Origin of the sequence: Stenotrophomonas sp. BR163, assembly GCF_047520985.2 — a bacterium.
Lineage (GTDB): Bacteria > Pseudomonadota > Gammaproteobacteria > Xanthomonadales > Xanthomonadaceae > Stenotrophomonas > Stenotrophomonas sepilia.
On sequence record NZ_JAXBRE020000003.1, the window covers coordinates 199,289 to 212,812 of the forward strand.

Here is a 13,524-nt window from a genome sequence, read left to right on the forward strand (position 1 = left end):
GGCACTCCTAATATCCATTGACATCGCTCTCCTTGATCAAGTCTTGACAGCGGTGCGGGACGCAGCCGGTCATGCAACGAACGAAGCTTCCCCCCCACACACCAGGCTGTCTGAAGTCACCGCCTGCGCGCGTGCATGTCACTTTGCAGGCTTGAATGTGCTCTTGGCAGTCTGCCTCAAGATCATCCTCCCCATCCGCACATGCCGACCGAATCAACGCAACCGCCATCTTGGACGCGGAACTCTGCGGGTTCAGGATACCATTCGGTCCAAGAAGACCGTTTGGCCCAACCCCCAGCATCTCACCCGCCTTAAGGGCATTACTAAGGCTATCGCTGTTGATCTTTGGACCAAAATCCCAATTGCCGTTCGGATTGCTGAGGTCGCCCCCATTGTACGCCCCAACGGCACCCGGGGCGCCCGTGACCACGGGGGGCGGGGGCAGCAAAGGAATTGCCTGCATCCCATCGGGGTCAATCGAGGTAAGCGGGTTGCCCTTCACGTAGCCGTAGGTGCTGATTCCCCCATGCAATCCGAGCGGGTCTGACGTCACGAAGCGGCCACTGGCGGGATCGTAGTCACGCTGAACGTTGTAGTGAAGGCCGCTCTCAGCGTCGTATCGCTGCCCAGGGAAGCGCATCGCGAACTCAAACAGCGTGCCGTCCTGGTCCGGATCCTCGTTTGGTGCCGTCGCACCGAACGCTTCCCCCTTCAGATCCCAACTCCAAACTGCGACGTCACGGGCTGGATCAACGACAACGCGAGGGGTGCCCAGATGATCCGGCTGAACGTAGTAGAGCGCGCTACCCTTCAGCAATCCGACAGGCAGGTTGTCCAACCAGATCACCTGCTGACGCGCAATACCCGCCTGGTCGTATTCCCCCAGCCATTGCCCGCGCTCATCGTAGAGACTCAGCGCTGAGGCACCTCCGGCCTTACGTGCTATCTGCTGGCCAAGATCGTTGTAATGGTATTCCGCAGCAACCGCGCCGTTTCGCTTCACCGCACTCAGGCGCCCCATTGCGTTGTAAGCAAACTCGCGTTCTACGCCTTGGATCGAAAGCGTGTTGCCAGCCGCATCGTAGGCACGCGACACGCCCCCGACGCTTTGCAGGCGATGACTGTCTGACGGATAGACGTAGGCTTGATCAACTCCATTGACCTTCGCGGACGTGCGATTGCCCGTGGCGTCGTAGGCATAGCTGTCGATGATCGAGCCAGTCGCCGCATCCTTGAAGGCAGTCAGTCGGCTCAATGCGTCATAGGTCATCGATACGGACGTTGCCCCAGTCCCTCCGGAGGTGAGGCCGGTCAACTCGCCCACGGCACTGAACGAGAAGGCTGCATTCAGTGCTCCCGAGCCACTGCCGATCAACGCTGACGGACGGTAATCCTGGTCAACGTCTCGCGCCAGCGTACGCCCGTTGCCGTAGGCCCAGCCTGCAGTGGGGCCGAAGGGATGGCGCTTTGCACTGGAAAGCAACACGACACGAGCAGCACCCGGTCGCGTCACGCCGATCTCGGTGACCATGCCGGCTGCATCTCGCTTGTAGTCCGCCACCATTCCGTCAGGATAGGTGACAGAACGAAGTCGGCCAGCATTGGTATAGGCATAGCTGACGCCTACGCTCTGCCCCGATGACGTCTGCACCTTGCGCGTCACATTGCTGGCGCGATCGTAGCAATACTGGGTTTTAGCGCCGTCATCCTGCATGGATGAGAGCCGCCCGCTTGCAAACGACTCACCAGCTGAGCAGATGTCCTCGACTTGGTCATACACGTATGACGCAACAATCGCTTGGTCCCCATAAACCTTGCGCACCACGCGTCCCAAGGCATCGTATGTGTAGCTGCTAGCCGTGCCATTGGCGTCAACCTGCTTCGCTGGCTGCCCTGCACTGTTGTAACTGGCAGTGGTTGCGCCCGTGTCAGGACTCTGGCGGCTCAACAAGTCGCCCAGCCCTGAATAGCCGTAAATGGTCGCCAGGCCTTTGGGATCGACCACCTTGGTGGTCCGGCCTTCGACGTCATACTCGTATCGCGTCTCGACCGCCATTCCGGAAACGTCCTGAAGCACCCTGCTGGGCCTTCCATAGGGATCGTAGTCAAACTGCGTCTTGCGCTTCAGGGCATCGGTGATGAGCTGGACGTTGTTCGCCAGGTCATACGTAAAGTCGGTTGAATTCCCCGCTGCCGTCTTCTGGGACACCAGTTGCCCCAGCTTGTTGTAAACGCGAGAGAGCGAACGCTTCAGTCCACCACCTGCGTCGAACACCTCCTCTTTCGTGCGATTGCCTGCCACATCGAGGGTGTAGCGAATGTTGTTCCCGGCCCCGTCATTGATCTGGACGAGACGGTGCGCATCATCGTAGGTGTAGCTGAGGGATACTCCATCGGGGTCAACAAGCGATGCGACATTACCTGTCGCATCATAGGAAAGGGAGGTCACTCGATCGTCGGTAGACGCAGCTCCGTCCACGCTGTTCCGCTCAGTTATCGAGGTGAGCTTGCCTCGAGTGGAATAGCCAAAATCATGGATCGTGCCGGTCGCGTCTCGAAGGCGGCTGACACGTCCATTTCGGTCGTAGGCCAGCCGTGTCGTCACTTGACCGAGAGCATTGATCTCGGACTGAAGGTCACTAGCGCGGTGGCACGAGCCCCCGAGAACGCCGCAACCCGACTCATCCGCGGTCAGGTAATAGGTGTACCTGGTAACGTCCTGAACATCGGACCGCGGCCCGTCTTCGGCAAGGACAAGACCCACTTGCGGGCATTGGGTGGCATCCACCGCCGAGCAGTAGGCGGTGGTCCATTGGCGAACCCCAGCGGGCGCATTGGTCGCAGCTCCGCACGCATACCCGACCGCAGCCGAATTGGCAGGATCCACCTCGCACCGCGCGACCTCCAGGCCCAACGCGTTGTACTTCCATGAACTGCTGGAAACGGCCACGCCCGCAGAGTTCTTTACCACCCGACTCAGGGGCAAACGGAGTGCGCTATCCCACGTGGTCGTCGTGGTGCGCTGCTGTGGGGTGTCGGCGGCGTCAACCTGTTCGGCCAGTAGCCCGTCTGCCGTGTACGTGGTCCTTGTGGTGATTCCCTTGAAGTCCGTGACCGACGCCGGGTAGCCGTTCGCATCATAGGTCATGGCTTTGTAGGGTTGGTTGCACTGGTCGCCACAGGGGGCCGAACCGCCCGCGGGCATCAAACGCCCCTTTCCTGTATCCACGAAGCCCAACTTGGAAGTGGCTCCGAGCGGCCCCTTGACGGTGACTGGCAACGTTCCCTTCCAGGTGGAAGCGGCGTAGTCCAAGGTTGTGGTATCAACTCCGCCAGCGAACTCTGCGTGATAGGCGCGATGGTTGTAGTCGAACTTTATGGTCTCGTAACGGACGCCTTTCTCATCCACAATTCCTGTGAGGAAGGACGTGCCTGCGACAGTGGGACTGTTTGCTGTTTCGTTGTAGATGTAGCCCTTGCTTGTGGTATCCGGATAGGTCACCGAGGCAAGCTGTCCTGCGGGGTTGTAGCCAAACGTTTGCGATGCACCGTCTGGCAACATCATCGTGGTCAAACGCGATGATGCATCATACTTAAAGTTCAAGGTGCGCCCGCTGACGTCGCCAACAGTCAACAGGAGCCCAGCGACTGGCGCTACGTCTGCCGGCGTGGTTGCGTCTGAATACTGCAAGGACAGAAGCTTCCTGCCTGCAGAGTCATAGACCTCCTTCAGCAAGCCTGTTGCATCGTAGATTTCGGTCTGGCGGTTGGCCGCTAACTGCAATGCATAGCCAGTGCCCGCCTCTCGATCGACGAGCACGTCTGCGACATCAGCATCGACGATCCAGCCGCTCGGGGTTCGAGTGAACAGCTCTGAACTGCCATCCGGCCGAATGGCACGAATGAACGTGCGGTCTCCGGCCGCTCCCGTGGTGGGTGCAAGCACTTCGAGTCGCCGATCAAAAAGATGGCGCCACTGACGACCCAAAGAAGAACCCGGGGCACGAGCAGAACTGTTGTAGAACCGCCGGAACATCAGGCCTGACGGAGACTCGAAGTCCGTTTCCTGCCGATAGAAGTTGCCAGTGGAGGTATTGATCGGATCACCCTCAAACGGGCTTCCTGGATCACGGGCGTTAGCCTTTGAAGCACTGTCAACAGCACCTCGAGCACCAGTTCCATCGGTAGCGGAGCCAAGCCCAGCCGAACAACGCTTCTGGCACCCGCCGAAGTTCTTCTGGGGCTGTCCAATCAATATCTCGGAAGCAAAAACGTTGTCACTAACACTTCCATTGACGTAGATCGTCGCAGCCCAGCCGTCGGTGCCGTATCGCACCGTGACAACGGGCGGCTTGGTGCACTTGGGGTCCTGTTGGCAAGGGGCTTGGATCTTCCCAACCAGGAAATTGACCGCAGCACCGATGCTCTCAAACGAGCCAACCCCGCGAAACGACTGGACCTTGTAGGGAGGACCGTAGTAGGTGGCTGCACTTGCCGTCGATGTGCCGCCTAATGCCAGGCAGAAGGAGAGAATCGCGGCAGCCTTGTGACTGCGCAGGGGCATTGCAAATGCCATTGGTACACGCTCCATGTGAAATACAGCTGGCAAGTCCGGCCAAAGGACTCCATCCGACATCAATCCTTAATGCGCGGAACGAACATCTTCTCTCCCCCAACCTTGCTGGGGATGGGCAAATCCTAGAGCAAGCTAATGACAGATTTTGTGCGACAAGACAAGCTTTGGAGAAGCACACCGCAATTGAGCATAGGCCCGCGGTAACCGTGTCCACAGAGTATGCGACAGCCCCGCGCCAGCTCGTTAGGCTTATGCTTGTCCTTCGCACGCCGTATCAAGACCCGCCGAAGCCATGCACCAGCGATGGGCTCGAGCAGACGGCTTTCCCGTGTCGCTCTCCATTCTGATTCGCTATGGTGTGTCGCCAGTCATCCATCAACACCCTGCCGCAAGTAGATGGTTAGATCACGGCCGGATTCTGCCTAACGAAAAAAAGGCCCCCATCCACAACGATGAGGGCCTCTATCAACACTAAAACCGTCAAGTAGGAATCAGAACGGAATATCGTCGTCAGCGAAGTCGTCCATCGGCGGCGCCTGCTGCGGCTGCGGACGCTGGTTGCCACCCTGGTTGCCGTAGCCGCCGCCCTGGTTGCCGCCCTGGTTGCCATAGCCACCGCCCTGGCCACCACGCTGGCCGCCGCCACCGCCGCCATACTCCTGGCGCGGCGCCTGCTGGCGCTGCGGACGATCGCCGCCGTAGTTGCCGCCACCACCGCCGCCGCCTTCACCGCGGCCGCCCAGCATCTGCATTTCATCGGCGATGATATCGGTGGAGTACTTCTCCACGCCGTCCTGGCCGGTGTACTTGTCGTAACGCAGGCTGCCTTCGACGTAGACCGAGCTGCCCTTGCGCAGGTATTCGCCGGCGATCTCGCCGAGCTTGCCGAAGAACACCACACGATGCCATTCGGTGCGCTCCTGCTGGTTGCCGTCCTTGTCCTTGCGGACGCTGGTGGTGGCCAGGCTGATGCGGGTGATCGCCATGCCGCCCTGGGTGTACTTCACGTCCGGGTCGTTGCCGAGATTGCCGACCAGGATGACTTTGTTGATGCCGCGCGCCATAGGTACCTTCGTCCGTTGTCCAGGGGCAGACCGCCAGTGATAGCACAGCCCCGGGCGGGGTGCAGTACGCTGGGCCGCCCCTGGTGAAATTTGGGGGAATGCGAGAACGACGCATCTTACCATTGCCGCCGCCGTCCGCCCGGTCAGGAGACCCCGACCGCACCGAAGGATCAGGCTGATTTCCTTGTCCGGCAATGACTTACCTTCGCCCCGACCGACGTCCAGAGAGGCATTCGCGTCTGCGCATGGCATCATGCCCGGGCACCTTCCACCTGCCCGCTCCGCCCGCCCATGACGATCAAAGGCAAAGCCACCTCCCTCGACATCGCCCACCTGGCCGGGGTCTCCCAGCCGACCGTGTCGCGGGCCCTGCGCGGCAGCCCGATGGTCAACGCCGAGACCCGCGAGCGCATCCTGCGCATCGCCCGCGAGCTGAACTACAAGGTCGACAAGAACGCCTCCAGCCTGCGCCTGCGCAATGCCGGCACGCTGGCCCTGCTGTTCTTCGAGGACCCGACCAACGACGACTCGTTGATCAACCCATTCTTCCATTCGATGCTGGGCTCGATCACCCGCGCCTGCGCCCTGCACGGGCAGGACCTGCTGGTGTCGTTCCAGCAGCTGTCCACCGACTGGCAGGCCGATTACGAAGACAGCAACAAGGCCGACGGCATCATCCTGCTCGGCTACGGCGACTACCACGAATCGCGCGACCGCCTGCAGCGGCTGGTTGAACAGGGCACGCACTTCGTGCGCTGGGGCGCCGCCCTGCCCGGCCAGCCCGGTGTCTCGATCGGCAGCGACAACTTCCAGGGTGGGCATGACATCACCACCCATCTGTTGCAGCAGGGCTGCCGCCGCATCGCTTTCCTCGGCCATGCCTCCAGCCATTACCCCGAATTCCAGGAGCGCTACCGCGGTCATGTCGCGGCGCTGCAGGACCACGGCCTGGCCGCCGAACCGGCGCTGCAGCACGATGCGATCACCACTGAGGCCTCTGGCCAGGAAGCCTGCCAGGCGCTGCTGGCGCGCGGAGAGCCGATCGATGCGATCTGCGCGGCCAGCGACCTGATCGCCATCGGTGCGATGCGCGCCCTGCGCGAGGCCGGGCTGCGGGTACCGCAGGACGTGGCGGTGACCGGCTTCGACGATATCCCGTTGGCCGCTTCGGTATCCCCGGCGCTGACCACGGTGCAGCAGGACACCAAGCAGGCCGGCCAGCTGCTGGTGGAACGCCTGCTGACGCTGATCGGCCGGCAGCCGGTGGAGAGCCAGAGCATCCCGGTGAAGCTGGTGGTGCGGGAATCGTCGCTGCGCGGGTAGGCGCCGCAGGGCGGGATCGCTCTTGGCCTCGCCCTTGTTGTTTGGCTTGGTCTTACCCTAGTGCCAGTGCCGAGCCGTGCTCGGCAAACTACCCGCGACAGCCGGCGAAGGTTCAGCGCACCGGGGACTTCGGCCCCAGCAACGCCAACAGCACATAGACCACGATCGAAGCGACGGTACCGAGCACCGCCGGCAATCCGTAGGCCCACGCCGAACGGCCCTGCTGGCGTGCCCACTGGGCCAGATACCAGGCCGAACCCAGGTTGATCAGCCAGGCAATGGCGAAGGCCGGCCACTGCACCATGCCCACCGCGCGCAGCAGGGGCACGGACACCAGCGCAGCAACGATGGCTGCGATCAGGAAGATCAGTGCGGAGCGGGAATGGCGTGATCGTGCCGGTGAGCCGACAGGTAATTCCTTCAATTCCACAGCAGAGCCTCGATCCTGGTGTTATCCAAAAGGAACCACGTACTGCACCCGAAGGGAAGCGTTCTGTAGGGTCGGGCCGTGCTCGACTGATCCGGCATGGCGCGAACGGCAGCCGAGCATGGGCTCGGCTCTACATGACAATCAGCCCTGCGCGAAGTCCTTCAGGATCTCGCCGACGCCGCTGGGCGAGATCTCGAAGCCCAGCGGGGTGCCGGGGTTGATCACCACGCCGTAGCCGCCGGGCACGCGGCGCAGCACGTCCAGCATCAGCCAGCGGATCTGGTGTTCGGCCTGCTGGCTGTAGATGCCCACCCGCGATGGATCGGTGAACACGGCCACGTGCAGGGTGCCCTGCTTGTCGAACAGCAGCGGGTCGAAGCCGCTGCCGTCGGGTGTCACCAGGCTGCCGGTCAGCAGCACCACCTCGGAGGCGACGAAGGCTTCCATGAAGGCGCGGATCGGCACCGCCCCATCCATCGCGGCCTTCAGCAGGGTTTCGATCGGGGTCTGCGGAGCGAGGTCGGTCATGGCGATACGGCGGGGAGATAGGGGCTCCTATTGTAGAGCCGAGCCCACGCTCGGCTGCCCCTATCTTTACTCCTCAGAAGCGCAGCCGAGCATTGGCTCGGCTCTACAGCCGCCTGGCCCAGGCCGATCAACGCCCCAGACGCACGTCCCGCGCCTTCTGGTCGGCCATCGCCTTGTCCAGTTCGGCCTGCAGTGCCGGCTGCTGCACGGTGGCGTCCAGCACATAGACCTTTACCCCATGCGCCGGCACGTTAGTCTTCAGCTGCCGCTCGACCTTCACCGTGCCGCCATCCAGCGCGTCACGCCAAGTGCCGGCCTGCAGGTAGCGGCCCACCTCGAAGGTGCGCGCCACATCGCCCTTGTTCAGCAGCACCAGCGCCGTCTGCGCCAGATCTTCCTGCTGCAGCACGCGCAGGAACACCGCCTCATCGCCCTGCAGCCGCTCGTTCACCTGCAGCCCGCGCTGCAGCGCCGGCGTGGTTTGGCGCAGTTTCGCGATACGCTGCAGCGGCGCAAAGATCGGGCTCTGCGGCGCAGCGTCCACACGCGGCTGGCCGAAGTAGGCACGGTTGCCTGCGTGCTCGGCGCGGCCCCGCATGAAGCCGGTCTCCGAGCCGTAATAGACCACCGGAATGCCGCGTGCGGTGAACAGCCAGTTGTGCGCGTCGATGAAGCCGTTGTCACTGGCCTGCAGGCGCGGCATGTCGTGGTTGTCGTAGAAGCTCATCAGCTCGTACGGATTGGCATACGGGCCACCGCTCAGGTGCAGTGGCTCAGCCAGTGTCTCGAAGCCCTTGTTGGCGGTGCCGAAGGTCTGCTCCAGTGCGCCGCGCAACGGGAAATCGAGCACGCTCACGTTGGCATTGGATGGCCAGGTGTGCTCGGCAATGGTCGCCGCGTTGTAGTCGAAGGCTTCGCCAAACATGAACATGCCCGGGTGCTCGGCACGGATGCGCTTGACGAAGGCATGCCACCACGGGTGCGGCAGCCAGCCGATGGTGTCGATGCGCAACGCGTCCACGCCCTGCGCGGTCCATTGCAGGTAGGCACCGACCAGGTAGTCCATCACCGCCGGATTGTCCTGATTGAAGTCGGACAGCTCAGCCAGGTTGCCATCGAAGATCGAGCCATCCTTGCTGTCGACCGGTCCAATGTTGTTGTAGAACGCGTGCAGCGGGTTGTGCTTCGGGTCCAGCTTCTGCGGCGGCAGGTTCTGGTGGTCGGCGATCAACTTTCCATCCTTGTCGAAGATCTGACCGAACTGCGGTTGCCGTGTCGGCATGGTCCAGGCCGGCGAACCGTGGTTGCCGACGATGTCCAGCACCACCTTCAAGCCGGCACCGTGCAGGCCCTTGGTCAGTCCGGCGAAGTCCAGGTCCCTGCTGGGCAGGTGCTCATCGAGTCTGTAGAAGTTGATGCCCCAGTAGCCGTGGTAGCCGGTCTTGCCGCGGTCGGTCAGCGTGCTGGTGCAGCTGATCGGCTTGCTGCCGGTGAAAGCTTGGTCGGGGTTGTCGATGATCGGCGTGATCCACACCGCGCCGAACCCCAGGTTGCGGATGTACTGCGCATTGTCGAGCACGCCACGGAAGTCGCCTCCGAGGTAGCCGATGTTGCCGTCCACCTTGTCCGGGCATGGCACCGGGATGTCGAAGGTGCGGTGCGCGCCACCCTGGTCGCGATGGTCATTGGATGGATCACCGTTGACGAAGCGGTCGGTGACCACGAAATACACCGCATCGCTGGCGAACGGTTCGGTGGTGCCGACGTAGTCCGGGCGTGGCGTGGCCACGGCCTGACCGGCGAACAGGGCAAGGGAAACAGCAACAGCCAGGACACCACGCATCACACCACCTCCGGACGGGACGGAACCCGCAGCACGCACAGGCCGGCGACGAACAGGCTACAGCCGCCCAGCACCAGCACATGCATCGGCTGGCCACCCAGCCATGCGCGCAGGGCAAAGCCAAGCGCACTGGCCGCCACCAGCTGCGGGATCACGATGAAGAAATTGAAGATGCCCATGTACACACCCATCTTCGACGCAGGCACGCTGTCGGACAGCAGTGCATACGGCAACGACAGGATCGATGCCCAGGCAAAGCCCACACCCACCATCGACAGCAGCAGCCAGTGCGGGTCGCGGATGAACATCAGCGAGACTAGGCCGGCAGCGCCCAGCCACAGGTTGACCAGGTGGCTCCAGCGCAGGCCGATCGCACGCACCATCGGCGGAATCAGCACCGCCGCCAGCGCAGCGAAGCCGTTGTAGGCGCCAAACAGCACGCCCACCCAGTTGGCACCTTCGTTGTAGGCCGCCGACTGTGGATCGGTCGAACCGAAGTGGGTACCGGCCACCGCAGCAGTGGTGTAGATCCACATGGCGAAAAGCGCGAACCATGAGAAGAACTGCACCCACGCCAGGCGGCGCATGGTCACCGGCATCGCGCGCAGGTCGCCGACGATGGCGGCCAGCATATGCGTGGCCGGCAACGCGCGCGCGACCGCCAGCAGCAGGCCGTAGCCGGCGCACAGGCCTGCCAGCACGTACAGCATCCTGTCACCTTGTCGCCAGGTGATCAGCAGCGCCAACAGCACACCCAGCCCTAGCCACAGGGCCACCCGCGTCCATGGCGCCGGGCCGTTGATCACCGCTCCCGCATGATGTGCCGGCGGCTCGGCATCATCGAAGGCAGCCAGTTCTGCTGGTGAATACTCGCGGGTGCTGACCACCGTCCAGGTGATCGCCGCCAGCAGCACCGCCGCGCCGAAGTAGAACGCATAGCGCACGGTGTCCGGCACCTCACCGGCGGCGGCCGTATTGGCAACGCCGAAGTGGGCCAGGATGAACGGCAGGAAGCTGGCGACGATGGCGCCCACACCGATGAAGAAGCTCTGCATCGCGTAGCCGGCCGGACGCTGGCGTGGCGCCAGCTGGTCGCCGACGAAGGCTCGGAACGGCTCCATCGATACGTTGATCGAGGCATCGAGCACCCACAGCGTGCCGGCCGCGATCCACAGCGTCGGCGAATTCGGCATCACCAGCAGGGCCAGCGTGGTCAGCACCGCACCGATCATGAAGAACGGACGGCGCCGCCCCCAGCGCGTCCAGGTGCGGTCGGACAGGTAGCCGATCACCGGCTGCACCAGCAGGCCGGTCAGCGGCGCGGCGATCCACAGCCCCGGTACCGCGTCGATGTCCGCGCCCAGCGTCTCGAAGATGCGGCTGGCGTTGGCATTCTGCAGGGCGAAGCCGAACTGGATGCCGAGAAAACCGAAACACATGTTCCATATCTGCCAGAACGACAGCTGGGGTTTGGCGGGGCGATTCATCGTGCACCCTCTTCCATCGCCACCGGCGCCACCGTCAGCGCCTGCACCTGGGCCTGGTTGAGCACGCCTTCGCGGCCACCCTTGCCCCCGGTGTAGTGCGCGAAGTGCTGCAGTGTGCTCATGTTGAAGCCCTCTTCAAGCGTGACCGCGCATCGGCCCTTCGGCACCGGGAACGTCGCCGAGGTCGAGTCCTGCACGGCCACGCTGTGCGGCAGGGTGACGGTGTGCCGCTGCAACGGCTGGCCCGGGCACTGCAGCACCAGCTGCTTCACCGCGGCGGTCACGCCCGTGTTGATCGGCCCATTCGCGTTGCTGTACTGCAGGCGCAGGCGCACCTGCCCCGCCTTGGCCGAGGTGAACTGCCAGCGCTCGGCACCCTTCAATCGCTGCTGCGGACCGACGCAGACCATCGGACTGTGCAGCGATTCCAATGCGCCGTCGCGCCGGGTCAGGCTCAGGCAATGCTGCAGGCCATCGTCACCGATGCGTGCCAGGCCATTGCTGGCGGTGAGCGCCCGGCCGTCCTGCCACAGCACCTGGCCGGCAGCGACCTCGACATTCCAGCCCCTGCCCTTGCGTCGCGCCTGCGGTGCGGCCGGCGTGGCCGGTGCGCGCGCATTGGCGTCGGCCGTCGTCGCCACGCTGCGCGGTGCCGCTGCGGTGGCCACCAGCTGCACGGTGGTGGTGGCACCACGCGTCTTTACCTCGCCCGCCACCAGCAGGCCATCACCCACCTGCTTCGGGCGCTCCAGCACATAGCGCTTGCCATCGGCCTCCAGGGAGATGCGGCGCTGCTTGCCGAACAGTACGGGGACCAGCGCGGCTGGCAGCTTGGGCTGCACGCGGCCATCGTCCTGCACGCCGAATACGCCTTCGACCACCATCGACAGATAGCCGGCCACCGACCACAGCTGGCGTTCGGAATTGACCACCGGGCCGCTCAGTGCGCCTTCCTCGACATGCACGGCCTGGCTGACCAGCTCGTAGTTTTCCATGTTGGAGCCGGCCAGCGCGGCACCCTGCATCAGCGAGCGGATCTCGGCGGCGATGCGCGGCGCATCGTCCAGCTGCCGCGCCGCACGCAGCGAGTAGGCACTGACGAACGGCCAGATCGCCCGGTTGTGATAGATCGGCTGTTGTGCTTCCTGCGGCCAGACCACCGGGCTGCCAGCCGGGCCCATCGGATACGCCGCCAGCGCACGCCGCGCGCGCTCGGGCGGCAGCACCTCGGCGAGGATGCCCAGCGAGAGGCCGAGCAGATCCACCTTGGCGTACGGCACCGGGTGCGCGGCTTCGCCGATGTAGCTCATGTACTGGCCGATATCCTCGCGCCAGAAGCGCGCATCGATCTGCTGCGCCAATGCATCGGCCCAGGCCTTGTAGTCGGCCGCGCGGGCATCGCCGTGCTGCCCGGCCAGGCGTTCGGCCAGGCGCAGTGCCTGGTAGTGCAGCACGTTGGTGGACAGTGCGTAGGAATCACCGATGAAACGCACATCCTCGCGGGTCCAGTCTGGATAGGTCTGCTCGCGCCAGTCCAGGAAGGAGGTCTCGCCGCGGTACAGGCCCATCTGCGCGTCGAACACCATCGCGCGGTCCTGCGCCAGCGTGCCCTGCAGCGCCTGCCAGACCTGGTCGGCAAACGCGCGATCCTCCAGCAGGTGACGCGCGGCCAGGAACCACACCACGCGGTCGCTGCTGATCGGCCAGCTGCCGCCGGAGCCGGTGTCCTGCGCAACGAACAGGCCGGGCGTATGGCCATCGCGCGCCGCCGACAGCTTGAACTGCAGCGACTGCCGGGTGCGCTTCGGGTCCAGGCGTGCGAGCGCCAGATCGGCGGCAAAGCTGACATCGCGCGTCCACACATAGGGCCAGCGCGCGCCGGTCTGGAAGCACTCGCACGGCACCGGCCGGCCTTCGTCGAAGGCGGGATCACGGATCGCATCCACGCGGTCCTGGTCCATCTCCTGCTGGGCCAGTGCGAACAGGGCATCGAACATCACGCTGCCGGTCTGGCTGCGCATCGGCATCGGCGCGATGCGCACCTCGCGCTTCGGCGCATGCAGCACGAAGCTGCCCTTGGCAGTGGCTTCGGCGCGCGCATGGCGGCCGTCGAATTGCAGGTCGGCCGCCTGCGCGGTCGTCCCCAGCGCTGCCCCCAGGGCAGCGGTCAGGCAAATGATCTTCAGCATCGAAGCGGCGGACCGGCTCGCGCCCGTCGGCCTCCCTCCCTCTCTGCACGCGTTGTAGGTCCGCACCGTCGTTGCCGGCGGGCG

8 protein-coding genes are annotated in these 13,524 nt (G+C 64.0%); 1 reads left to right on the top strand and 7 read right to left on the bottom strand.

Annotated features, from left to right (window positions below; genetic code table 11):
- Positions 1–7 precede the first annotated feature (7 nt).
- Together ACM0PY_RS03365 and ACM0PY_RS03370 are read right to left on the bottom strand one after the other, a co-directional pair.
- The gene (locus tag ACM0PY_RS03365) at positions 8–4,564 is read right to left on the bottom strand and encodes an RHS repeat-associated core domain-containing protein (RefSeq protein ID WP_495493241.1); all 4,557 of its coding nucleotides are present in this window, start codon (positions 4,562–4,564) and stop codon (positions 8–10) included.
- Positions 4,565–5,067: 503 nt separating this feature from the next.
- Complete coding sequence (locus ACM0PY_RS03370; protein WP_043034165.1) at positions 5,068–5,640, bottom strand: single-stranded DNA-binding protein; 573 nt, start codon at positions 5,638–5,640, stop codon at positions 5,068–5,070.
- Between the two features lie 291 nt (positions 5,641–5,931).
- On the opposite strand from ACM0PY_RS03370, the gene ACM0PY_RS03375 reads away from it, so the two are divergent.
- The gene (locus ACM0PY_RS03375) at positions 5,932–6,963 is read left to right on the top strand and encodes a LacI family DNA-binding transcriptional regulator (RefSeq protein WP_076738870.1); all 1,032 of its coding nucleotides are present in this window, start codon (positions 5,932–5,934) and stop codon (positions 6,961–6,963) included.
- Positions 6,964–7,075: 112 nt separating this feature from the next.
- Here ACM0PY_RS03375 and ACM0PY_RS03380 read toward each other — a convergent pair whose 3' ends face one another.
- The 5 genes from ACM0PY_RS03380 to ACM0PY_RS03400 all read right to left on the bottom strand — a co-directional run bounded on the left by ACM0PY_RS03380 (position 7,076) and on the right by ACM0PY_RS03400 (position 13,440).
- Positions 7,076–7,393 (bottom strand): hypothetical protein, encoded by a 318-nt coding sequence (locus ACM0PY_RS03380; protein ID WP_134972697.1) that lies wholly within the window; start codon positions 7,391–7,393, stop codon positions 7,076–7,078.
- Between the two features lie 141 nt (positions 7,394–7,534).
- Positions 7,535–7,921, bottom strand: a complete 387-nt coding sequence (locus tag ACM0PY_RS03385; RefSeq protein WP_057499788.1) for an SseB family protein — start codon at positions 7,919–7,921, stop codon at positions 7,535–7,537.
- 127 nt (positions 7,922–8,048) lie between these two features.
- Complete coding sequence (locus ACM0PY_RS03390; protein ID WP_134972698.1) at positions 8,049–9,764, bottom strand: alpha-amylase family glycosyl hydrolase; 1,716 nt, start codon at positions 9,762–9,764, stop codon at positions 8,049–8,051.
- Complete coding sequence (locus tag ACM0PY_RS03395; RefSeq protein ID WP_134972699.1) at positions 9,764–11,251, bottom strand: MFS transporter; 1,488 nt, start codon at positions 11,249–11,251, stop codon at positions 9,764–9,766. Before ACM0PY_RS03395 ends, ACM0PY_RS03390 begins: the two co-directional genes overlap by 1 nt.
- Positions 11,248–13,440 (bottom strand): glucosidase family protein, encoded by a 2,193-nt coding sequence (locus ACM0PY_RS03400; RefSeq protein ID WP_180884944.1) that lies wholly within the window; start codon positions 13,438–13,440, stop codon positions 11,248–11,250. The genes ACM0PY_RS03395 and ACM0PY_RS03400 overlap by 4 nt, the downstream gene beginning before the upstream one ends.
- Positions 13,441–13,524 lie beyond the last annotated feature (84 nt).

What these genes read in the sequence shown, in the direction of transcription:
- ACM0PY_RS03365 (WP_495493241.1), bottom strand. Translation starts at nt 4,564, where the DNA reads ATGCCCCTGCGCAGTCACAAGGCTGCCGCGATTCTCTCCTTCTGCCTG.
- ACM0PY_RS03370 (WP_043034165.1), bottom strand. Translation starts at nt 5,640, where the DNA reads ATGGCGCGCGGCATCAACAAAGTCATCCTGGTCGGCAATCTCGGCAAC.
- ACM0PY_RS03375 (WP_076738870.1), top strand. Translation starts at nt 5,932, where the DNA reads ATGACGATCAAAGGCAAAGCCACCTCCCTCGACATCGCCCACCTGGCC.
- ACM0PY_RS03385 (WP_057499788.1), bottom strand. Translation starts at nt 7,921, where the DNA reads ATGACCGACCTCGCTCCGCAGACCCCGATCGAAACCCTGCTGAAGGCC.
- ACM0PY_RS03390 (WP_134972698.1), bottom strand. Translation starts at nt 9,764, where the DNA reads ATGCGTGGTGTCCTGGCTGTTGCTGTTTCCCTTGCCCTGTTCGCCGGT.
- ACM0PY_RS03395 (WP_134972699.1), bottom strand. Translation starts at nt 11,251, where the DNA reads ATGAATCGCCCCGCCAAACCCCAGCTGTCGTTCTGGCAGATATGGAAC.
- ACM0PY_RS03400 (WP_180884944.1), bottom strand. Translation starts at nt 13,440, where the DNA reads ATGCTGAAGATCATTTGCCTGACCGCTGCCCTGGGGGCAGCGCTGGGG.